Annotated in this window: 16 protein-coding genes; 8 read left to right on the forward strand and 8 right to left on the reverse strand. The window is 67.1% G+C overall.

Features of this window, described 5'->3' with window-relative positions; translation table 11 throughout:
- Positions 1–40: 40 nt before the first annotated feature.
- Positions 41–2,632 carry a glycosyltransferase gene (locus QMA07_RS00450; RefSeq protein ID WP_290159117.1) on the forward strand — a complete coding sequence of 864 codons (2,592 nt, stop codon included), beginning with the start codon at positions 41–43 and terminating at the stop codon, positions 2,630–2,632.
- A gap of 66 nt (positions 2,633–2,698) precedes the next feature.
- On the opposite strand, the gene QMA07_RS00455 is transcribed toward QMA07_RS00450, so the two are convergent.
- Both QMA07_RS00455 and QMA07_RS00460 read right to left on the reverse strand, forming a co-directional pair.
- A complete protein-coding gene (locus QMA07_RS00455) occupies positions 2,699–3,217 on the reverse strand; it encodes an acyltransferase (RefSeq protein ID WP_290159118.1) in 519 nt (172 codons plus the stop codon).
- 103 nt (positions 3,218–3,320) lie between these two features.
- On the reverse strand, positions 3,321–4,367 hold the full coding sequence (locus tag QMA07_RS00460; protein ID WP_290159119.1) for a polysaccharide pyruvyl transferase family protein: 1,047 nt from the start codon (positions 4,365–4,367) through the stop codon (positions 3,321–3,323).
- A 24-nt stretch (positions 4,368–4,391) separates the two neighbouring features.
- On the opposite strand from QMA07_RS00460, the gene QMA07_RS00465 reads away from it, so the two are divergent.
- Positions 4,392–5,402, forward strand: coding sequence for a hypothetical protein (locus tag QMA07_RS00465; RefSeq protein ID WP_290159120.1), 1,011 nt, complete (start codon positions 4,392–4,394; stop codon positions 5,400–5,402).
- 61 nt (positions 5,403–5,463) lie between these two features.
- On the opposite strand, the gene QMA07_RS00470 is transcribed toward QMA07_RS00465, so the two are convergent.
- Genes QMA07_RS00470 through QMA07_RS00480 form a run of 3 tightly spaced genes read right to left on the reverse strand, consistent with a single transcriptional unit; the run spans position 5,464 to position 11,137 of the window.
- Positions 5,464–7,854: a glycosyltransferase gene (locus QMA07_RS00470; RefSeq protein ID WP_290159121.1), complete on the reverse strand. Its 2,391-nt coding sequence runs from the start codon at positions 7,852–7,854 to the stop codon at positions 5,464–5,466.
- 32 nt (positions 7,855–7,886) lie between these two features.
- Complete coding sequence (locus QMA07_RS00475; RefSeq protein WP_290159122.1) at positions 7,887–10,310, reverse strand: glycosyltransferase; 2,424 nt, start codon at positions 10,308–10,310, stop codon at positions 7,887–7,889.
- A 29-nt stretch (positions 10,311–10,339) separates the two neighbouring features.
- Positions 10,340–11,137 (reverse strand): hypothetical protein, encoded by a 798-nt coding sequence (locus QMA07_RS00480; RefSeq protein ID WP_290159123.1) that lies wholly within the window; start codon positions 11,135–11,137, stop codon positions 10,340–10,342.
- A 308-nt stretch (positions 11,138–11,445) separates the two neighbouring features.
- Between QMA07_RS00480 and QMA07_RS00485 the strand changes: the two genes are divergently transcribed.
- A complete protein-coding gene (locus tag QMA07_RS00485) occupies positions 11,446–12,489 on the forward strand; it encodes a hypothetical protein (protein ID WP_290159465.1) in 1,044 nt (347 codons plus the stop codon).
- Positions 12,490–12,505: 16 nt separating this feature from the next.
- Here the strand turns inward: QMA07_RS00485 and QMA07_RS00490 are convergent, their stop codons facing one another.
- The gene (locus tag QMA07_RS00490; protein WP_290159124.1) at positions 12,506–14,839 is read right to left on the reverse strand and encodes a glycosyltransferase; all 2,334 of its coding nucleotides are present in this window, start codon (positions 14,837–14,839) and stop codon (positions 12,506–12,508) included.
- Between the two features lie 40 nt (positions 14,840–14,879).
- Here QMA07_RS00490 and QMA07_RS00495 point away from each other — a divergent pair, with 40 nt between their 5' ends.
- The 5 genes from QMA07_RS00495 (at position 14,880) to QMA07_RS00515 (ending at position 20,904) form a co-directional block, all read left to right on the forward strand.
- Positions 14,880–16,046: a nucleotide sugar dehydrogenase gene (locus QMA07_RS00495; RefSeq protein WP_290159125.1), complete on the forward strand. Its 1,167-nt coding sequence runs from the start codon at positions 14,880–14,882 to the stop codon at positions 16,044–16,046.
- A 105-nt stretch (positions 16,047–16,151) separates the two neighbouring features.
- Positions 16,152–17,003: an ABC transporter permease gene (locus QMA07_RS00500; protein ID WP_290159126.1), complete on the forward strand. Its 852-nt coding sequence runs from the start codon at positions 16,152–16,154 to the stop codon at positions 17,001–17,003.
- A complete protein-coding gene (locus QMA07_RS00505) occupies positions 16,996–18,663 on the forward strand; it encodes an ABC transporter ATP-binding protein (RefSeq protein ID WP_290159127.1) in 1,668 nt (555 codons plus the stop codon). The genes QMA07_RS00500 and QMA07_RS00505 overlap by 8 nt, the downstream gene beginning before the upstream one ends.
- A 7-nt stretch (positions 18,664–18,670) precedes the next feature.
- The gene (locus QMA07_RS00510) at positions 18,671–19,801 is read left to right on the forward strand and encodes a hypothetical protein (RefSeq protein WP_290159128.1); all 1,131 of its coding nucleotides are present in this window, start codon (positions 18,671–18,673) and stop codon (positions 19,799–19,801) included.
- On the forward strand, positions 19,798–20,904 hold the full coding sequence (locus QMA07_RS00515) for a glycosyltransferase (RefSeq protein WP_290159129.1): 1,107 nt from the start codon (positions 19,798–19,800) through the stop codon (positions 20,902–20,904). The genes QMA07_RS00510 and QMA07_RS00515 overlap by 4 nt, the downstream gene beginning before the upstream one ends.
- Here the strand turns inward: QMA07_RS00515 and QMA07_RS00520 are convergent, their stop codons facing one another.
- Positions 20,905–21,870, reverse strand: coding sequence for a glycosyltransferase family 1 protein (locus QMA07_RS00520; protein ID WP_290159131.1), 966 nt, complete (start codon positions 21,868–21,870; stop codon positions 20,905–20,907).
- A complete protein-coding gene (locus tag QMA07_RS00525) occupies positions 21,867–22,994 on the reverse strand; it encodes a glycosyltransferase (protein WP_290159133.1) in 1,128 nt (375 codons plus the stop codon). The genes QMA07_RS00520 and QMA07_RS00525 overlap by 4 nt, the downstream gene beginning before the upstream one ends.
- Positions 22,995–23,071 lie beyond the last annotated feature (77 nt).

The following is a 23,071-nucleotide window of genomic DNA, read 5'->3' on the forward strand; positions in this document are numbered from 1 at the left end:
GGGTGCCGACGCTGAGCTGTGAAGCGAGAGTAATACTGGTATGCAATCCCCTGTTCTCCTGCCGACTCCTCATGTGTCGATCATCATCCCCATGTACAACGACGAGGAATGGATCGCCGCGGCAGTCGAAAGCTGCATGCGTCAGACGCTGAGCGCGATCGAGATCATCTGTGTAGACGATGCTTCCACGGACCGCAGCCGAGAGATCGTCGAGCGTTACCAGGCCGTCGACCCGCGCATCCGCCTCGTTTCCTTCGACCGCAATCGCTCGGCCTTCCAGGCTCGACGAGCGGGCATCATGGCCGCGACGGCTCCGTATGTGCTGTTCCTCGACGGTGACGACGAACTCGCTCCGGATGCCGCTGAGAAGGCCACGGCTGAGGCGCAGAAGACGAGTGCGGATCTCGTCGGCTTCGGTGTCGAGGTCGTGACTCCAGACGGGCGCAGCGGTGGGGGCTTCGAGAAGCGGCTGCAGCCATCCCACGAGCTCCTCGAGAACGATGCCATCCTTCCGAGTCTCTTCCCCGTCGGGGTGCCCGCGCGCGGGCAGATCTGGCGCTACCTCTTTCACGTCGGGCTGCTCCGTGTCGCCTATGCGCAGCTCTCACCCGACCTCGAGCTCTACCGAGCCAATGATCTGCCCATCGCCTATCTTGCGATCGCGGCGGCGCAGCGGTACGTCTCACTGCCGGCGAAGCTGTACCGCTACAACTTCGGCCGAGGAATCAGCGGACACCGCGTCGAGGAGGCTTCGCAGTTCGAGTTCTACCTGCGCGCGATCGACTCGATCGACAGCATCGCGCCGGCGGTGCGCGAGCAGGCGCGCAAGCGGATCGACCCGGATCCCCTCATGGACAGCTATGCGTCCGCCAGGTTGTCGGTGATCGGCAACCTGCTCAACTACCTGATCAACAACACAGCGGAGGGCGTTCGGGCCGACTGCCTCGGGCTGCTGCGCGAGCGCGTCTCCGAAGAGGATGTGGTTCTGGCGGCGACGGGGTTCTGCCCCGGGGCGCTCGCGCTCCTGGCGCAGAGCAGCGACCGGATCGAGCTCGGCAGCCGCCCGATCCGCAGCGTACTGCTGACGACGAAGTCGCTCACGACAGGCGGGGTGTCCGGCGTTCTCCTGACGCAGGCCAGAGTTCTCCTGGACGCAGGATACGACGTCACGATCGCAGCGCGACGGCCGGGCAGCTCGGCGGACGCAGTCCCGTACGGCGCGAAGTTCGTCGAGATCGGCGAGGGGAGCCTCCTCGCACAGGTCACTCAATGGGGCGAGATCTGTCGTCGGGAGTCCATCGATCTCGTGATCGACCATCAGATCCTCTACAGCAGGGACTGGCCTGCGTACGCGCTCATCGCGCGTTCACTGGGGGCTGCGACCATCGGATGGGTCCACAACTTCGCTGCCAGGCCGGTCTACGACCTCAACGACCTCACCTCGCTGATGACCGATCATCTCGGCGCGCTCGCTCAGCTCATCACCCTCTCACCGCTCGACGTCGCATTCTGGAAGCTTCGTGGCATTCGACATGTGGCGTATCTCCCGAATCCGCCGTCTCCGATGATCCTGGAGGCGCCGATCGAGAACATCGTCAAGACGGCGCCTCAGGGACGCCCGGTGAGACTCCTCTGGTGGGGGCGTCTCGAACAGCACACGAAGCAGGTCCGCCAACTTCTGCTCGTGGCGGCAGAACTCCGGAAGCTCGGCGTCGCCTTCGAGATGAAGATCATCGGGCCGGGGTGGGCGGAGACGGAACCGCACATGCTCGAGGCAGAGGCCCGCAAGCTCGGGCTGGAGGAGGTGTCGGTCCCGGGACCGTTGTACGGCGAGCATCTGCTCTCCGCCATCGATGCCGCGGATATCTTCGTCAACACCAGCGTCATCGAGGGATATCCCCTGACGATTCTCGAGGCTCAGGCGCGCGGCCTTCCCGTGGTCATGTACGACATGCCCTGGCTGGCTCTCGCCGCCGACAACGGGGGGATCGTGAGCGTTCCTCAGGCCACCCCGGCGGCGTTCGCACGTGAGGTCGTCGCGATCGTCGAGAGTCCCGACCGCTACGACGAGCTCTCCCGTGAATCCCTGGCCGTGGCCAAGAGGAAGCGCGACTTCGATTTCGGACAGACGTACCGTCAGCTCGTCGAGGGAGAGCTGCCTGCTGCCTTCTCACCTGAGCCCACGCTCGACGATGCACAACGCCTGATCGATCTGCTCATCTTCTTCACCGAGCGCAACGCCGGTCTCAGGGCGAAGAAGACGGCGGCAGTCGCGGCCGCGAGGAAGGCCACCGCAGAAGCGGCGGCGACCAAGAAGGCGGCCGCAGTCGCAGCCAAGGCGGCTGCGAGGAAAGCAGCGAGGATCGCGGCCAAGGCCGCGGAGAAGAGCGCGACGAGACAGGCGGGGGAGCGGACTCAGAGTGCGACACCGACTGCGGCGAGGATCTCACGGCAGTCGACGAGTCCGTCGCCGTCCGCTCAGGCGTCGACGCGAGCGAAGACCGCCCCTCCGGTACAACCGGATCCGCTGCTCGTCGGCATGATCCGGCCGCTCGGGCGCGTGGTCCTGAAGGTCATGCCGGGCTTGCGGCCGACGGCGCACAAGTTCAACAAGATGGTTCGAGAACGCTGACCGCTGCCTGATCGGAGAACCGACTGATGCTCCGATCAGGACTGGAGCACCTGTCGGCTGGTGGCGCTACGACGCTGTGTCGGTCGGTTCCGTCGAGGCAGTGCGAGCGGACCCTCCTGATCGATCGTCGATCGGCAGATCGCGGATGAACCGAGCGGGGACCCCGCCGTAGAGGGTGTTGTCCGGAACGTCCTTGGTCACCATCGCACCGGCGGCGATGATGCATCCCTCGCCGATGGTGACGCCGCCCAATACCGTCACCGATGCCCCGATCCATGTTCCTGCGCCGATCACGATCGGATCGAATCGGGACTTGCCCGCGCGGCGGGAAGGCGGGCCCACTTCGTGAGTGTCCGAGATGAGGCGAACGAAGGGGCCGATCCGCACGCCGTCGCCGATGGACGTGTTGGGGCGGATGTACGCGTCTCTGTTGATGAAGACGTTGTTCCCGATCGTGACCGGGCCGAGCATCTCGGTGCCTCGGTAGAAGTTCGCCCCGTCGCCGATCGTGATCGGGCGATCGTCGCTGTGGGAGAAAGAGACGCGCTGATGGATCTTAGATCGGTCGCCGACGGTCAACACCATTAGTGCAGTATATTGGCTCGCCACCTGCAGGGCGCCCGTCGCTGTCCTCCTGCCGCTCTCCATCCGGGGCCCGTCGGCGATGGGAACGGTGAGAAGGGCCGTGTCAGTCGGCGTCGATGACGTCGTGGATTCGCTTGGTCAGCGCTGCCAACTCATCTCGCGCGGTGTCGATCGACGGCGCGAGCAGAGGGAGGTGCTCGTCGAGCCGTGCTGAGAACTCATCCATCTGGTCGTAGCGCCCGACGAGCTCGCCGAGACCGGCGGTGGCCAGGAGGCGATGGATCTTCTGCGGGTCGGCGCCCGAGCCGATGGGATATGCTCCCTCGGATGCCGCGATGATGAGGCCGTGCGCTCGATCGCTGACCACGAATCGGGACATCTTGAACGCGCCGCGTGCATGCGCGTCGAGAGTGGCATGGTCCATGCTGGGAGGCATCAGGTACTCGCCGCCGAGTTCCTCGGCGAGACGGACCGCCCGAGGTGCGTCGCGCGAGACCTGAGCGAGAGTGACGATCCGCGTCGACGTGCGCGAAGCCAGATCGCGGACGGATGCGATCCATCGCGAACCCGGCCACGGACGATCGAATCGGAGCGTCACCGCGAGCAGAGGACGCTCGTCCGCCGGCGCCCATTGGCTCGTCGGCGTTCCGAGGGAATACGCCCAATCGGGTGCGACGTCGCCGAATCCTGCGGCGTCACGAGAAGGAGTATCGCGCCAGGAGACGATCGCCGCGTTGCGAAGAACATCGTCGAACTCCACTTGCTCGATCGACGAGGGGTCCTTGATCCCGAAACCGGCCGCGATGAACACGCCGCCGGCGTCGACGGTGCGGCGCAGCTCGCGGGTGCGGTGGATGTTCGGGAACAGTCCTGGCGGCGGATTGATCTCTCCCGCGTTGAGGAAGTGAACTCCCCGACGCGCGGCATCACCGGCGGCCAGCCAGGTCGGCCGGTGCGTGTAGATGCGGTCGCGCCTGCCGAGCGCGAAGCCGGAGGTGTAGTCGGGGGTGGCTGCACCGAAGTAGATGTGCAGGCGCCGTCCTTCGCCGCGAGCGGCGTTGAGATAAGCGAGCCGGAGGGCCGAGTCGCCGAGGTTGTCGTCCTGCCCCGCCAGGTGGAAGAAGAGATCCTGGGGTCTGTTGGCGCTCATCACGGTCCAGCATATAGTTGTCGAGTGCGTCTTGCGAATCCCGGTAGTCGAATCGATCCCCTCGTGGTGCTGACGGATCACCGCTCACCGCAAGCCAACGTCAGTTACATCGATCAGATCATCGGTGAAGGCGTCGACGGCATCAAGTTCTCCCATTTCGCGCGCGAGCTCAGAGACCTGGACGTGGATGTCGTCCACGTCAACCAGGCGGTCCGGTTGCTCGGCGGAGCGGGCACGACGAACGACGAGCGTGCCGACATCGCTCAGGCGGTCGTCGCTGAGCTGCGACGACGCGAGCTTCCCCTCGTCCAGACGCTGTACGGTCCCCACCAGGGTGCGGGCGCCGAGTGGCGTCGCGCGTTCGACGATGCCACAGCGATGTTCATCGTCCTCGACGAGGCGACCTCGACCCCTGCCCCAGGGCGCACGACCGTCATCCCTCATGCGCACTATCGTGATCGTTTCGTCGGGTACCCGCGCAAGGAGCAGATCCCTGGTCGACTCCTCGCCATCTCACCGAATCGCCTCGTCAAGGTGGCGGCCGGCCCGCTGAAGATCTTTCCGCTCACCAATACTCCGGGCCTCTCCCTCCGCGTGATGGGGCAGCCCAATGCGGCCCTCGATGCGTTGCTCGAGAAGGTCCTGGGTCGTCACCCTGAGCGTGTATCGGCGGTGACCGGTCTCGTCTCCGACGCGATGATGGTGAACGAGATCAGCGCTTCCGAGCTGGTCATTCTTCCCGACAACGCAACTTTGGTGGACGAGAGCATGCTCATGCTCGCGCTGAGCCTCGACAGGCCCGTCCTCGTTCCCGAGTCGGCGGCCACCCGCCTGTTGGCGGAAGAAGTCGGGTCCGGCTGGGTGCATCACCATGAGGGGGCAGTGACCGCCGAGCGGCTGGACGAAGTCGTGGATGCGGTCCGTAACACGCCGCGCTCGGAACATCCCGATCTCAGCAGGCGCGACGCGGGCGCGACCGCCGCACGGTATGCCGAGGTGTTCCGGTCTGTGGCGACGAGCGACGTTCCCGCCTGACTCGCATCGCCGGCGACGGGAACGCCGTCCGCGCACCGCTTCCGCTCCTGAGCGACCCCTGTCAGCGGCTCAAGAGCGCATGCTTCACCCGCGCTGCCGTGGGACGCAACCACGGGGCCATGTCGAGCACCACATGGGCAGCCGGCGTCACGCGCGCGACGAGACGCCAGGTGCGCGAACGAGCAGGAGTCGCCCGGCGTCCCGCGGCCGGGCGGCCCCGCCTCGACGGCGCGGATCTTTTCGCCGCCGCGTTGCGGACCTTGGCGTTCTGCTCGGTGAACAGCACCACCAGGTCGACGAGCCGACGGATGTCGTCCGTGGTGGGGGAGGGTGAATGTGAGGCTGGGAGCTCACCATTCACCAGCTGCTCGTAGAGAGACGCGAAGTCGTACGTGAGCTCGCGGCGACCGGCCTCGATAGAGGCCCGTGAGAGACTGTCGTACATCGTGGGCGTCGCAGCGATCTCGGCGATCCTCATCGCCAGACCTGCGGCATCGCCCTGACCGGACGTGACGATACCGGCATTGTCCTCGGCGACGGCGAGCCACGGCAACTCGTACATCGCGACGGGCAGGCCCCGTGACTGGGCTTCGGGAATCGTGAGCGGGTATCCCTCGATGACACTGGTGTTCACGAAGAGATCGCTGGAATCGATGGCAGCGATCAGTTCGTCGCCGTGGAGGGGGCCGACCGCGTGCACGCGGTCGGCGACACCGTGCTCGGACGCGAGGGCCATCAGCTTCTCAGCGCTCATTCCGCTCCAATCCGGGCCGACGATGCGCATCCGGAAGTCGACGCCGAGACGGTCGAGCTCTGCCGCGACCAGGACCAGTTCTGCCACACGCTTCGTGCGCTGCTCGAGTCTGCCCCACCAGATGAGCTCGATCGGACGCCGCTCCGGGGCATGCTTGGGCTCCGCGACCGCCGATGACTCGAGCAGCAGCGGGGAAGGCGGGTTCGGCAGGTAAGAGACTCTGGGCATGCCGCGCAGTTTCCAGAACGCGACATCGAGCGGAGACAGCACGATCAGGTGTGAGAGCGCAGACACATGGCGAGCCTGGAAGTCCAGGCTGTTGAGACCGAGGAGAAGTGACCGGCCCGCGAAGTTGTGGGCCCAGCCGATGGTCGCCGCTCCCTCGGCACTCGCCGCGAGGGCGAACGCCGGCCACGTCCGCGTGTAGAGCCAATGGTGTTCGATCACGACATCGACCTCGCGGGTGCGGCACAGCTCCGCCCACTGATCGAGCTTCGAAGCGAGATCAGGGCCGTCGATCTCGACGAATTCGACTCCGGGCGGAACCATCGCTGCATCGCTCCCGGGCTCTCGCGCCGCGATGGTCACCGAATAGCCCGCCTGGACGAGGAACCTCGCCTGCGAGAGCAGAACCCCCGACACGCCGCCGGTTCGCACGATGTTGGTGGTGAGCAGCACGTTGCGGACAGCTCGTTCGCCCAGGTGCCTGACACCGAGGTGACGGGCCGCCGTGTCGAGGGCTGCTGGCCAGAACCGCGCGGTTCCCTTGACGATATCGCGCGCGGGCGCACGGGTCAGAAGATGCTGGAACGTGGCATCGAGCAGATGCTCGGCCGTGTGCTCGGCGAGGTAGTAGGTCGTGTAGCCGATGATCGATGACCGAGCGGCCTGGTAGGTGTCGACGATGAAATCGGATTCGTCGCTCCGCGCGGAGATCCGATCGACGGCGGGCGCGATGGTGTTGATCGCGTCGATCGCTCCTGCATAGAACTTCGCCCAGCCGAGGTCCGCCACCTTCTGCCCGCTGCCCCCTCGGCCGAAATGATAGCGATACAGGCGGTCCGGCATCGAAGCGTACTTCGTGGCCAGCGCCGCGGCGAGGAAGGTGATGGGCAGGTCGTTCACACGCGGGATCACGAGGTCGTCCGGCATCAGCGCGTACGCGTCGGCGAGGACCTGTGTCCGGAAGAGGAAGCGCCAGAGCTGTCCCTGAGCGGGTTGGTCGACCGGGAAGAGGCCCCGAAGAACGTCCGTCCCGGTGAGTCCGTCCTGCGTGGGCTGCAGGCGTGCTTCAAAGCCGCCGCCGGTCGCGCCGTCGTTCCTCACGACGTCGATGCCGAACTGCACGAGGTCAGCACCGGTCGCGACGGCCCTCGCCAGGGACCGCTCCGCAGCGACCTCGGCCAACTCGTCGTCTCCGTCGAGGAAGAGCAGATGCGCGGCCCGTGCCTCGAGGATGCCGATTCTCCGCGCCTGGTACGCAGACAGGTTCTGCCCCTGCCGGATGACCCGGACGCGCGCGTCTCGCATCGCGTACTGCTCGACGATCTCAGCGGTCCCATCGCTGGATCCGTCGTCGACGACGATGACCTCGACCGCCTGCAGAGTCTGACGAAGACAGCTCTCGACAGCTCCGGCGATCACCTCGGCGTCGTTGTAGACGGGAATGACGATCGATACGAGTGGCGTGGATTCCATTCTGCTTTCACCCTGTTGAGAAACTCGCATGGTCATGACTTCCGCCCTCGGCCCTGGGACGCCCGCCATGTGTCGATACGGAGGAGTGCGGATTTGACGCGTCGCGCAGCGGGTCGGATCCACGGAGCACGATCGATGGCACGCTGTCCTGGACCGGTGAGCCGCCGTTCGATCGTGGCGGCCAGGGTCTGCGGTCCCGCAGAGTGACGTCTGCCGGCGGTGCTCGCCGTGCGCCCTCGCCTCTTGCTCCCGGAACCTCCGGTCGGCGCGGGTGCGGGCCTGTTCTCGGCGAAGAAGATCAGCAGGTCGAGGATCTGCTGTCCTGACTCCATCGAAGGAGCGGGCGAGAACTCGTCGGGGAGGTCGCCGAGGACGAGCTTCTGGTAGAGATCGTCGAAGTCCACCGCTCCGATGCGCTCGGTTGCGTCGATGGACGCGCGAGACAGCTCTTCATAGCGATCCGGATCGTCGATCAACGCGAGTACGGCATTCGCGAGCGCCCGGGCATCCCCTTGCGCCACCGGGATGACGCCCGGATTCTCCTGGACTGGCAGGAGCCAGGGCAGCTCGTACATCACGACCGGGAGGCCGCGTGACTGCGCCTCGGGGATCGTCAGCAGGTATCCCTCGATGATGCTGGTGTTGATGAAGACATCCGAGGAGTCGATGGTGTCGACGAGACTCTGTCCGTGCCGCGCCCCCGTCAACTCGACCACGCCCTCGACACCCCTCTTCCGGGCGAGGGCGGTCAGGCTGGCTGCAGTGGTGTCATTCCAATCCGGACCGACGATCCGCAATCGGAAGTCTGCACCTGCACGCTTGAGCGCGACAGCCATCTCGATGAGATGCGTGACCTTCTTGGTGGTCTCGTCCAGCCGTCCCCACCAGACGAGCTCGATCCGCCGTGAACGCGGCGCGGACCGAGGTGCGACAGCGCCCAGCGAGTCGACGATGAGCGACGAGGGCGGGTTCGGGAGATACGCCACGTGCTCGACACCGCGCAGCTTCCAGAAGGCGACATCGAGCGGCGAGAGCACGACCAGTTGAGCGAGCGCACCGAGGTTGTCCTGCAGCAGCGAGAGCAGATCTGTGCCGTTGTACGTCGGGCGTCCGGAGAACGCATGGATCCACCCGATGGTGGCTGCGTCCAGCGCGTTGGCGACGAGCGCGTACGCGGGCCAGTCCCGTGAGTACATGATGCGGTGGTCGATGACGAGATCGATCTCGAACTCGCGGCAGTGCGCCGTCCACTGACGGAGACGCTCGCTTTTGCCGGAGCCGAGGAGCTCCACGAGCGTCGCGCCCTCGGGGACCAGTGACATGTCGCTCCCGCGACGGTGCGCGAGAATCGTGACGCGGTAGCCTGCGGCGAGCAGGACCTGTGCCTGCGAGATGAGAACGCTCGACACTCCGCCCATCGTCAGGACGTTCGTCGTCAGGAGCACGCTCCGCGCGTTCCGCCCGCGAAGAGGAGGGTGGTCAGCGAACTCGGTGACGGAGGCGAGCGCGTCCGGGGCGAACGCGGCGGCCGCCGTGACCACGTCGGCGGAGCTGACGCTGCTGCGCAGGGCACCTCGGACCTCGTCGCGCATCTCCTGCGTCGAGCGCTCCGAAAGGGCCACCGCCTGGCCGATCGCAGCAAGTCGAGTCGACTCGTAGGCATCCACGAGCGGTTCGGGATTGAAGTGGTGGCGTGCCGCGCTCCGCACGAGGGGAGCGACCGCATCGAGGACCGCGATCGTCTCGACCGCCGCGCGCATCCGGTCGTCGGCGGCGACAGGGAGTCCGTCACTCCCGCGTGAGGGGAAATGCCGGTAGATCCGAGTGTCGAAGGAGACGTAGGTGTCTGCCTCGGCAGCTGTGAGGAGCACGACGAGCACATCGTCGGCCCACGACTCCGAGAGTTCAGCGGGAGGCAACGCGGCGCACGCTGCTCGCAACCTCTCGGCGCGAAACGCGAGCCTCCACAGTCGGGTGTCGGTGGGGGAAGACGGGGGGAACAGCCGACGGAGGATCTCGACCCCGTTGAGGCGGGCATGCTCCGGGACCAGCGTTGCAGAGGACGGACCGCTACCGGCTGGCGACTCCGCGGTCTCGATGCCGAACTCCACGATATCCGCGTCGAAACGAGTGGCGTGTCCGTGGACCTTGCCGGCAGCGTCCGGGTGCAGCTCGTCGCCGAGTCGGAGGAGCATCACATATGGCGCGCTCGCGGCGGCGACCCCTGCGCGCAGCGCCTCTCTCGTCGTCCCGTCGCCCTCATGCTCGATGACGCGGACACGGTCGTCTCGCGGGATCAGGTCCCGTGTCGCCTGCGCAGACGCGCGGTCGACCACACAGAGGATCTCGAGGGGAGCAAGAGTCTGATCGCGGCATGACTGGAGCGTCTCTGAGGTCCATCGAGTGTCCGAGCGGATGAGGACGACGATGGTGACGAGTGGCGACGGCGATGACATGGCGATTCCGACTTCTCAAGAGGCGTCGACTACCGCGACGCGGCGGCAGACCGGTACACGGCGGTGAACTGCTGCGAGACGGTGTCAGGATCGCGCGCGTCCAGATCCGGTGTGCCGGTGGGGGGCGACTTCGTGAACGATGCGAGGGCCTTCTCCAGCTCGACGGCTGTGAGGCGCCCTGGGTGCAGCCGTACCCACGAGTCTCCGACCTCTGCAGCGAGATCCCTCGTGAACGGTGTGTCCTCGACCAGCACAGGGCGGTCCAGAGACAGCGCCAGCAGCATCGTGCTCATCGATTCGTCCGTCTCCGGCGCCTCGACGATCACGAGCGCAGCTCTGCTGATCTCCTCGACCCGAGCGGCGTCTGAGACTGTGTCGTCCAGCAGCGTGATGGTCTTGCTGTTCACGCTGATCGTGCGTGCGAACGACGAGGCGAGCCGCGAGGGAATCTTGCCCACGATGCGCAGCGTGTGCGCAGGAAGATCTGCGTAAGCGAAGACCTTCATCGCCGCCTCGTAGGCGCTGTGGAAGCTGTCCGGAGTGACGAAGAGCAGACGGCCGGACTCAGCGACGCCGCGGGGGTAGCCCAGGAACCGGAAGCGCAGATGACCATGCGGGATGAGTGTCGCCTCGCGCCCCTGCGGGACCGTGCGATGCGCGCTGTGAGTGATGTAGGTCGACGTCGCTCTGTCGAGGATGGCTTCGGCTCGGGATCCTCGTGAATCTCGGTCGACGTCGGCGGTCACGGTTCGCACGAGTGAGACTCGCCGTCGCTTGAGAGCCCGTGTGAATGCGGTCGCTCGGGCGACCTTCTCGGATTCGGGCACGCGGCGGTTCCCCAAGACGGCGGCCGAGTCGGTGAGATGAACGACGTCCACTGAGTCGCGGCCACTCGGGGCGTCTCGGTACTCGAAATCGATCCCGAAGGGAGGGCTGGAAACCGAGCTGTCTCCCAGAATCTGATCCACATAACGGAGACGATGCGAGGGAGGACGTCCGGATACGAGTACTTTGAGACTCACGTCTCGCTCGTCCCCGCTGGGACTCACACGGCCCAAACGGGTCCGCGTGCGGGCGACGAGAGACCTGAACGCGAACGACACACTCCTAACAATAGACTTTGACCTCGGTGAACATGGAAACTACTCAGAATGTCTTCGCGCAGTTGAGCGGCCAGGACGACAACCTCGGCGATTCCGAGCTTCGCGTTGCGTACCTCGATGCCCTTCGCGGTCACGGAAGGCATGTGCACGTCTTCCTCGCGACGCCCACGACCGACTACTCCGCGCGGTTCTCGACCACATCGGATGTCACCTTCTACGAGGACCGGGTGTCATGGGCTCGTGCGATGAACGCGACGACGCGCCCCGTCTACGCGTTCAACGCGGGCGAGATCAACCCGCGTCCAGGGGTCTTCCCTGGACCGCGCCTGGTCAAGGAAGCCACGCGCGCGGTGTCGAACGGCGGCATCGTGCTCGCCACGGGCATCGGCATCCGCAACGCTCAGGATGTGAGCTCCGTGAAGTTCGACCCGGCGTTCCGCGACGCCGCGGTCATGTCGTGGCGCGACCAGGGCTCACGGGATGCCGCAGGCTTCGGCGGTTTCGCACCGGACTGGGCGTACTCGCTCGGTCGGGCGACCGCTGACTGGGCCAAGCCCGACGAGCGGCCGCTCCTCGCGGTCACGTTCCGGTTCGACCGGCCGTGGCCGGGCGATGAGTGGCTCTCGGCGGTGAGGGCGTTCGCTCTTGCGACGTCGACCCGCATCGTGACGGTGACGCAGGTGGCGCGCGATTCTCCCCGTGCGGTGCGTCTCGCTGAAGCGCTGGGAGGCGACTATCTGGAGCCCCCGAGCATGCGCCACGACGCGCTCGACGAGTACGTGCGCGCGGTGTACAGGCAGTCGCTTGCTGTCATCAGCGATCGAGCGCACGGCCTCATCATGGGCGCGAGCGAGGGTGCGTACCCGATCGGCTCGGGAAGCGACCCGCACAAGATCTCCCGCCTGCTGGCGGCGGTGGGTCTCGGCGACCTCGTCGGTCGGTACGACCAGTTCGGCGACTTCGCCCTTCGATTCGAGACCCACCTTCCGACGCTCGCACCGGCGGTGAACGTCGCCCGCGCCGAGATCGCAGACCTGACCGCGCGAATCCGTGCGGCGATGGACGCAGTGGCGTAACGCCCGCGGTCGGGCCTCAGCGCGCGCCGAGCCACCCCTTCGCGCGGTGCGCGAGCGGCTGGAGTCCGGGGAGGCGCCGAAGAGCTGCTCGCCCGAGTGGTGCCGCGGACTGCCACATGCGCTTGCCCCAGGTCGGCGAATCCGTGGACGCGACGGTGCGACCCTCCGCCCGCTCGGCGAAGAACACCAGAAGTCCGAGCAGCTGCCGCGCATCATCGAGAGTCGGCTGCGGTGCGAACTTCGGCGGAAGACCACCGGTGACCAGGTCGACATACAGCTGAGCGAAGTCGTCCTCGCGTGCCCGCGACGCGGCGTCCAGCGACGCCCGAGACAGCTGCAGATAGCGCTCCGGGTCCTCGAGCGTCTCCGCGAGCCGAGAGGCGAGACCCCGCGCGTCGCCCTGCGGCACGGCGACGACGCCCTGGTTCTCCTGCACGAGTGTGAGCCACGGCAGCTCGTACATGAAGACGGGCAGCCCGCGAGCCTGCGCCTCCGCGATCGTGAGCTGGTACCCCTCGATGATGCTCGTCGAGATGAAGGCATCTGCCGAGTCGATCGCAGCGACCAGGGCGGCCCCTCGCAGAGGCCCGACCGCGGCGACGGCGTCGCCGACGCCGCGCCGCCGTGCGAGCGCGTTGAGCTTCTTCGCGGTGACGTCATCCCAGTCGGGCCCGATGATCGTGAGGTCGAAAGGCACGCCGAGGGCGCGCAGCTGCACGCCCACCTCGACGAGCTCACGCACCTGCTTGGTGCGCTGCTCGAGTCGTCCCCACCACACCAGCTCGAGCCGACCCGACGGGGCGCGCTTCGCACTCGAGTGAGCCGCCGACTCGAGCATCAGCGGCGAGGGGGGATTCGGCAGGTATGCGACGTGTTCGACGCCCCGCAGTCGGAAGTAGGCGACGTCGAGCGGCGACAGAGTGATGAGCTGGGCGAGCGTCGGGCTGCACCGCTCGATGAGTGTCAGCCGGTCGTTGCCGTCGTACACGGGCCGAGCGACGAAGTTGTGCAGCCAGCCGATCGTCGCCGCGCCCTCTGCTCGCGCCACGAGGGCGAACTCCGGCCAGGTGTCCATGTAGAGCACCTGATGGTCGATGATCACATCGACCTCGTGTGCTCGGCAGAGCTCAGCCCACTGCGCGAGCTGATCGGAAAGCCGACGTGAGGCGAGCTCGACGAACGGGATGCCGGCGGGCAGCGCGCTCGCGTCGCTCCCGCCGTTGCGCGCCACGACGGTCACGCGGTAACCGGCTTCGTGCAGGTATCGCGCCTGCGACGTGAGCACGGCGGAGACGCCTCCGGTGCGCAGCGTCGATGTCACGAGCAGGATGCTGCGCGCGGGCCGTTCGGGCAGGCCCTGCCACGTCGTATGGAACTTCAGAGCCTTGAGTGTCGCCGGATAGAACCGCGCGGCCGCATGCACGATGTCCTGCCCGCTCGCGACCGTGTGCAGGTGCGCGAGAGCGCTGTCGAGCACTGCGTCATCGCTGTGCTCGACGAGTTGAAAGCACACATACCCGATGATCGAGAGGCGCACGGACTCATAGGTGTCGCGCACGAGGCCCGGGTCGGCGTGAGACACGGTGAGCGCATCGACGGCCGGCCCGATCGCATCGACTGAATTGATCGCTCCGGTGTAGAACTGCGCGCGTTCGACGGTGTCGACACGGTGACCGCTGCCGCCGCGACCGAAGTGGTAGCGGTACAGCTTGTCGGGAACAGCGGCATAGCTCGTCGCGATCGCCGCCGCGAGGAACAGCAGCGGGAGGTCGTTGACTCGGGGCAGCGCGAGGTCGTCGGCGACCAGCGAGTACGCCTCGCGCAACACGCGGGTGCGGAAGAGGAACCGCCAGAGCTGGCCCTGCGCCGGCTTTCCCAGGGGAAACAATCCGCTCAGCACGTCGTGGCCGGTCAGCGGATGCTGCGGCGGCTGCAGCCGCACCTCGTAGGGACTGCCGGTGCGGCCGTCGCGCTCGACCACGGTGACGCCGAAGCCGACGATGTCGGCATCCGTCGCCTCGGCCTGCGCGACCGCTGTCGCCGCGGCATCCGGCGTCAGCTCGTCGTCGCCGTCGAGGAACATCACACGGTCGGCGTTCGCCGCGAGGACTCCTGTGCGGCGGGCCTGGAACGCCGACAGATTGCGGTCATGACTCACCACATGCACCCGCGGGTCTCGATGCCGGAAGCGCTCGAGCACGGCTGCGGTGCCGTCGGTCGACGCATCGTCGACGCAGATGATCTCGATATCGACCAGCGTCTGTGCCAGGGCGCTCTCGAGAGCCGTCGCGACAGTCGCTTCGTCGCCCGAGACCGGCATGACGATGGTGAGCAGAGGGCGGAGTGTCATCGCGGACGAGTCTATCCGCGGGCCGGGATAGCCTGAGGGCATGAAGATCGCCATCGCAGGGACCGGATACGTCGGCCTGTCCAACGCCGTCATCCTCGCCCAGCACCACGAGGTGTTCGCCGTCGACATCGACCCCGCCAAGGTCGAGATGCTCAGTCGCCGAGTCTCGCCCATCGCCGATGTCGAACTCGAGGACTACCTCGCCACGCATGATCTCGACCTCACAGCGACGGTCGATGCCGAGGCGGCCTATAAGAACGCGGATTTCGTCGTCGTGGCCACCCCGACGAACTACGACGAGGTCACCAACTACTTCGACACCTCGACGGTCGAGAACGTCATCGATACGGTCCTCGCGGTGAACCCTGACGCGGCGATCGTGATCAAGTCGACGGTGCCGGTGGGATTCACCGCGCGCATGAACGCAGAGCATCCGCGGGCGGCGATCGTCTTCTCGCCGGAATTCCTGCGCGAAGGGCGCGCGCTGCACGACAACCTCTATCCGTCGCGCATCGTCGTCGGTGACCGCGGCCCTGTCGGAGAGGCCTTCGCCGCGCTTCTGCTCGAGGGCGCGATCGCCACCGACGTGCCCGTGCTGCTCACCGAGTCGACCGAAGCCGAGGCGATCAAGCTCTTCGCCAACACCTACCTGGCGCTGCGCGTGGCGTACTTCAACGAGCTCGACACCTACGCGGTCGTGCACGGGCTCGACACCAAGCAGATCATCGAGGGTGTGGGACTCGACCCGCGCATCGGGTCGCACTACAACAACCCCTCCTTCGGCTACGGCGGATACTGCCTGCCGAAGGACACCAAGCAGTTGCTGGCGAACTACTCCAAGGTGCCGCAGAACCTCATCGCGGCGATCGTCGACGCCAACAGCACACGCAAGGATTTCGTCGCCACCGACATCCTCGCCCGAGAGCCACGAACCGTCGGTGTCTACCGCCTCGTCATGAAGTCCGGGTCCGACAACTTCCGCGCGTCGTCCATCCAGGGCATCATGAAGCGCATCAAGGCGAAGGGCGTCGAGGTGGTCGTCTACGAACCGTCCCTCGACGAGGACGAGTTCTTCCACTCGGAGGTCGTCCGTGATCTCGACGAGTTCAAAGCCCGGGCCGATGTGATCATCGCCAACCGCTCGACCGATGCGCTCGACGACGTCGCCCACAAGATCTACACGCGCGACATCTACGGTCGCGACTGAGTCGCCTCAGGGCGACGGAATCGCCGTGTGGGGTAGCATGATCCGATATGCCGCCCTGGTGCAGACTCGCCGCGCATCGGGGTAGAGAGAGGTAGAGGATTCCGAATGGGAGCGATGGCTGTGCCCGCGACCGCCGGTCTGACGGAGGTGGGGACACGTCCTCGATTGGGCGTCTACCTCGTCGAGACGTGGCGTCTGCGCACGTTTGCGTTGCGGTTGGCCGGCAGCCGTCTGATCGCAGGGTTGTTGCCGAACCGACTCGGCGTCCTGTGGATCGTTCTCAAGCCTCTCGCGCTCGCGATCGTCTACGGGACCATCTTCAACTTCATCCTCGCCGGTGCCGCACGACCCGCGAACTTCGTGCCGTATCTCATCGTCGGCGTCTTCGTGTTCGAGTTCTTCACCGGGTGCTTCGGCAGCGGGTCGAAGGCGATCACCAGCAACGCGAAGCTCGTGCAGAGCTTCGGATTCCCGCGCATTCTGCTCCCGGCGTCCGTGATCGCCGAACAGGCGATGCGAATGATCCCCGTCGTGGTCCTGCTCGGCATCCTCCTGCTGATCCTGGGTGAGCCGATCTCATGGTCGTGGCTGCTCATCGTTCCGATCCTCGCGGTCATGGGCGTGTTCAACTTCGGTGTCGCACTGGTGGTCGCCCGTATCGCGGTGCGCACGCGCGACATCCAGCAGCTGGTGCCGATCATCAACCGTGTGCTCTTCTATGCGAGCGGGATCTTCTTCAACGTCGACGGCGCACTCGCCGAATTCCCGACGATCCTCACGATCGTGCACCTGATCCCGACGTACGACTTCATCTCCCTCGCGCGAGACGTGCTGTTGTCCGGATACTCGGCACCGCTGCTCGCATGGATCGCTGCTCCGGTCTGGGCGTTGGTGATGCTCGTCGGCGGCGTGCTCTATTTCTGGCAGGGCGAACCGAGGTACGGACTCAGTGACTGACCTCCTGCTCCCCGGACAGTCTCCCGTGGCAGCTCATGCGCCGCGGGCGATGATGATCGCCGACGACGTGCACGTCAACTATCGCGTCTTCGCCGCAGGCAAGAGGATGACCGCACGAGAGTCCCTGACGAGTCTGAGCTCGATCCGGGGCGGGCGTGATCTGCAGGTGGTCCCCGCGCTGCGCGGAGTCAGCTTCACTGCCACCGAGGGTGAGTCGATCGGTGTCGTCGGGCACAACGGATCCGGGAAATCGACCCTGTTCCGGGCGATGAGCGGTTTGATCCCCCCCTCCGAGGGCGCGATCTTCGCTCGCGAGCGACCCGTTCTGCTCGGTGTGAATGCCGCACTCGTCCCCGAGCTCTCGGGGGAGAACAACATCAGACTCGGCCTGCTGGCGATGGGGTTCGCTCCCGATGAGGCGGCGGCTCAGGTCGGTGAGATCGCCGACTTCGCAGAGCTCAATGACTTCATCTACCATCCGATGCGGACCTACTCCTCCGGTATGGCGGCCCGCCTACGATTCGCCATCGCTTCGGCGAGAGCGCATTCGATCCTGCTGATCGATGAGGCGCTCTCCGTCGGAGATCGACGATTCCGGGCGAAGAGCGAGAAGCGCATCAACGAGCTGCGTGACAGCGCCGGTCTGGTGATGATCGTCAGCCACTCGGTCGGGTCGCTCAAGGAGACCTGCGAGCGCGTGCTCTGGGTCCACAAGGGCGAGCTCATCGCCGACGGCCCCGCCGACGATGTGATCTCCGAGTACATCGCGTGGACGAGGAACCCCGGCGCCAGCGCTGTCGGCGCGGCCTCCGCACCGAGGCCCTCGACGAAGAACGCACCGGTCGCGGTCGGGTTCGATCCGAGCACCGTCGTGGACGGTGATTCGTCGCGAGCGCATTCGGTGCCCGTCGCGCTCTCCTCCGCCGCAGACGAGCCACGAGCGATCGCCCGTCGCGAGCGGCACCGCCGCGATGAGAAGCGCACGAGACAGCGCAGCGTTCTGCTGATGGTGCTCTCCGGCGTCGCCGTGCTCCTCGCTGTGGCCGCGGGGGCGATCATCGGCACGCTGAGCAGCGTCGCAGCTCCCACCGAACCCGAGTCGTCCCCGCGTCCGACAGCCGCGCCGTCCGCGGCCGCCGCCGCCGATCCGGTCATTCAGAGCTTCGCCGTCAACACGGCCACCGTCGAATGCGCCTCTGAGGACGCTGAAGACGGACAGGTGCTGCTGAGCTGGCAGATCGACGACGCGGAGAGCGTCGCGATCGCGGCGGCAGAGACACAGGTCGATGCGCTCGAGCTACCGCTCGCTGCAGCCCTGCCGGAGAACCTCTCCGATCGAGCCGTGCCCTTCTCCTGTGCGGAAGAGGCCGTCGTCTACACGGTCACCGCAGAGAACGCCGACGGCGTGCGGGTCAGCGCGTCCGCTTCGGTCGCGCGAGTGCTGCCGGTCGAGGAAGAGGAGCCCGACTACGAGGACTCTCGGCCCGAACCGCAGCCCTCGCAGCCGACTGAGCCCCAGCCGGTCACCCCGTCCGAGCCGGCGCCCCCCGTCGAGCCCGAACCGACCACGCCGCCCACCGATCCGGCGCCTGAGCCCACGACGCCACCGATCACGGAGCCTCCCGTCTTCGACCCGGGAACCGGCACCACCACCCCCTGATCGTCCGATGCATCGGACCGAGGAGATCCACCTCATGCGCCGCCGGGATTCACGATCGTCCAGAGCGCCCCGCGCCACCCGAACCTTCGTATCGCTCACAGGGCCCGCGGGCAACATCGGTGACGCGCTGATCCGCCGTGAGACCCTCGGGTGGGCGATGGGCACGAGCGACGAGCTGGTCGCCTACACCGGAGATGCGCCCGATGTCTGGCTCACGCAACTGGGCGTGCCTGCCGACGCGATCGTGCTGCGCGACAAGAAGTCGGTGCCGCGGTGGCTCCGTCTTCTCGTTCTCGCTCCTCGACACCCCGTGCTGGTGTTCGAAGCGGGCGAGATTCCGCTCGACCGCGGCAACGGGCTCAGAGAGCTCGTGTTCCTGGCCGAGACTCTCATCGTCCGTCTCAAGGGCGGGGTCGTCGTCCGCCCGCCGCGAGGTATCCGCGCGCCCTCGCAGCCCTCGCTCGCGATTCATCGCCTGGCGGCCCGGCTCTCGCAGGTGACTCTGTGGCGCGACGAGTCGACGCTCGCGACTGCGCGATGCGGCCGGCTGGCGCCGGATATCGGATTCTCGGCAGGGACGCGCCCTGGACTCCCGTGGGGCGAGCGCTCCGAGCTGCTGGTGAGTCTGCGCGGTGCGCGCCCGCTGCCGGATGCGGAGTGGCTCAGCGCGGTGCGTGAGACAGCCGAGCGCGCTGGCCTCTCGATCCGCACGGTCGTGCAGGTGCGCGAAGACGAGAGCCGAGCGCGCGAACTCGCCCGGCTGCTCGGCGGTGAGTTCGAGGACTGGGGCGACACTGATCCCCTCGAGCAGGAGGAACGCCTGCGTCATCGCTACGACGCGGCGCAGATCGTCATCAGCGACCGCATGCACGTGCTCGTGCTCGCTGCCCTGAGCGGGGCGGTTCCCGTCGAACTGGTTCCCCGACCCACGATGAAGATCACGAAGGCGTTCGCGGCCATCGGGCTGCACGGCGTCTCCGTCGATTCGTCCGCGGATGATCCGACGCGCATGCGCGCGGTGCTTCTCCCGACGCCGGAACGCGCGGCCGAGGTCTCCGAGCGCGTGCGCATCGCGGCGGCGACTCTCGAAGGAATCCAGCACGGGATCCGCGATGCCGTGCGCAGGGTGCGAGCATGACCGACGCCGCGGGGCGAGCCAGCACCCCGCCCGCGCGCATCCTGTTCCTCTCGCACAGCCACCCCTTCGGCGCCTTCCGGGTCGGCAGCCACCACTACTCCCGTGTGCTCGCTGGGCGCGGAGCGGACGTCGTGCATCTGAGCACCCCGATCTCCCTCCTCCATCGGGTGACCGGACGTGTGGATCGACAGCACCTGGCGATCGTGCCTCGTCGCGCTCGACGCGACGATGACGGAGTGCTGCAGGTCGTCCCTCGTACGACGATGCCGGCGCCGCTGGGAGCGCCGACCGTTGCTCGGATGCTGCAGCGCGAGGGCATCTCCGCCGCATTCGATGCCGTGCTCATCGATCAGCCGCTGCTGTGGGACGGTTCCGTGCGATCGCTCTCGAATCTCGTGATCTATCGACCCACAGACCTGTATCTCGACGGACTGAAGCACGCTCTGCAGCGACGCATCCTCGACGAGGTCGACGGCGTGATCGCCACATCCGACGAGGTCCTGCGAGGACTCGGAGCGCTGCGCGTGCCCTCCCTCGTGCTGGAGAACGGGGCTGAGGTCGCGCGCTTCGCACCGTCTGCCGCCGAAGGCACTCCCCGTGCGGCGCGGTGTGTCTATGTCGGGGCGCTGGACAGCCGGTTCGACTGGGAACGGGTCGAGGCCTGGGCACGAGCACGGCCGGACGTCGGGTTCGTCATCGCCGGGCCGGACGCGCGCCCGCCGCGTCCCCTGCCGTCGAACGTCGACATCGTCGGGCCCGTCGCCTACACAGAGGTCCCGGCTTTGCTGCACACGGCGCGGGTCGGTCTTCTGCCGCTCTCCGACAGTCCCCTCAACGCCGGCCGCAGCCCGATGAAGCTCTACGAGTACCTCGCCGCCGGCCTCGCCGTCGTGGCGCGCGAGACGCCCGGCATCCGCGCAGCATCCGATCTCGGCATCGAGGTGTACACCGACGACAGCGGCGCGGATGCCGCGCTCGAACGCGCGCTCGCACAGACGTCGCCGAACCGCGCAGGCGCCGACGCGGCGTCTGCCGCATCGTGGGAGCGCAAGACCGATTCGCTCGAGGACTTCCTCCGGTCGATCCGGGGACGCCGAGCCTGATCAGTCGAGCAGTCTGGTGATCGTCTCCGAGATGATCCCCGCGGTGCGGTTCCAGTCGTAGCCCTCGGGCGGCGACACCCGTCGCTGAACGGACATCGCCTCGGTCAGCGCGTGCGCCCACTCCTGCACATCGTCGGCGGAGTGCACCGCATGACCGCGATCTCCGACGATCTCCGCGACCGATTCGCACTCCGCCCAGTGCACGACAGGCGTGCCGCAGCGGATCGACTCCAGGGCGGGAAGCCCGAACCCTTCGAGCGTCGAGGGCATCACTGTCGCCGCAGCGCCGCGGTAGAGGTCCGCCAGCTCCTCATCGTCGATACCGCTCACCCAGCGCACTCTGGCGTCGACGAGCCGGTGCGTCGCCCTGGCCTCGAGGTCTGCGATCTCGCGCTCGGGGACGACAGCCACGAGGCGCAGGTCGGGTGCCGAGGCCAGCGCGTCGAGAACGACGTCGAGGTTCTTGTGTGCGCGGCCGTTGCCGACGAACAGCACGTAGGGGTCGGACTGTGGGAGCGCGTCTGCGCGCGGGCGGAAGGCATCAGAGCATCCGTTGCCGGCATTGACGATCTCGACCCCGTCATCCCGTACCCACGAACGAAGCGCTCGAGCCGACGTCTCTGAGACGGTGAGCACGACGCCGGTTCTGCGGATGACGTCTCTGACCGGACCGGAGTAGTAGGCCGCGAACTTCCAGCGGTCGAGGCCCGGGCTGCTCAGCTGGATGAGATCGTGCAGTGTGAGCAGCTGCTTCCGAGCGCGCACGAGAGCGCCGTACCCCGGTGAGTAGACGAGGGCACCGGGCACGGCCGCCGCACCCACCGAGCGGAACGCGTCGACCGCCGAGAACGGGGTGCCGCCGAGGTTCAGCGACTCCCAGGGCAGCGCCAGCCGGGGGAGGACCTCCGCGGCGTAGCGGCCGATGCCGTGCGTACCGCGGTACCGGTCGTCGACGAGGACGGTCACGCGCTCCTCGTCTCCGGCAGGCGCGCCCCGTCGACCGACTCCGCCACCCACTCCCTGATGCGATCGGCGAACACCGCTTCGGAGAACTTCTTCGCCTGCGTTCGGCATGCCTCGGGGGACACGCCGCCGGCCACGTCGACCGCGCGGCGCAGCTCGTCGCGCGACCAGTGCTCGACGAACGCGCCGGTGCTGCCGTCGACGATCGTCTCGGCCGTCCCGCCCACGGGGGTGGCGATCACAGGTCGCCCTGCTGCCATGGCCTCCACGGGGACGATGCCGAAGTCCTCGACGGCGGGGAAGACGAGGGCGATGCAGCGCTGCAGAAGTGCCCGGTAGAGCTCTGTTCCCGGCGACCGCACGAAGAAGACCCGACCGGGCGCGCGCTCCTCGGCGATCGAACGGAGACGAGCCTCGTCCGGGCCCGCACCCGCGAGCACGACGGGCACGTCGGCGGCGACGCCGGCCTCGATCACGAGATCCAGCCGCTTGTAGGGGATGAATCGAGAGAAGCCGAGGAGAAAGGTCTCAGGCAGGAGAGCGAGGGCGGCCTCATCGCGTGCGTCCGGCTCCGGTGCGCGGAGGAAGCCGGTCACGTCGACGGGAGGGTGGATCACGGTGCTCTCGCGGTGCCATGCCTGAGCGATGCGCTTCTGCACGAACACGCTGTTCGCCGCGATCGCGATCGGCTCCTGGGCGCGCCTGCGATCGAGCCCCTTCAGCATCTTCGCTGCGGTCCTCGCGGCGAAGGTGTCGCCGCGCACATCGAGCTCGGGATTCCATATGTAGCGCGCCGGGGTGTGGGCGTACACCAGCTTCGGGGCGCTGTGCCCAGCTCCTGCGAATCTCGCGTGGTGTGCGAAGAGATGCGAGCTCGCGAGGATCCAGTCCGCCTCCACGTTCGGAAGAGTCCGCCACGCGAGAGGCATCAGTCCCACGGCTGCGGCCTTGCGCCCGCGCAGCGGAGTGCGAGCCAACCACGTCTCGCCGTCGACCTCGAAGCGACCTTCGCTGTCATTCCACAGGCAATAGCGCGCGGCGTCCGGGAACACCTCGCTCATGGCCTCGAAGACGTTCTCGGAGCCGCCTCTCGGCGCGAGCCATTCGTGCACCAGCACGCCGCTCACAGCGCCGACCTCGCACCCCGTCGTGCGCGGGCGCGCAGTGTCGGCGGGGCCTCTGCAAGCATGCGTCGAGTCTAGGG

The sequence above is a fragment of the Microbacterium sp. APC 3901 genome, from assembly GCF_030407765.1.
GTDB lineage: Bacteria > Actinomycetota > Actinomycetes > Actinomycetales > Microbacteriaceae > Microbacterium.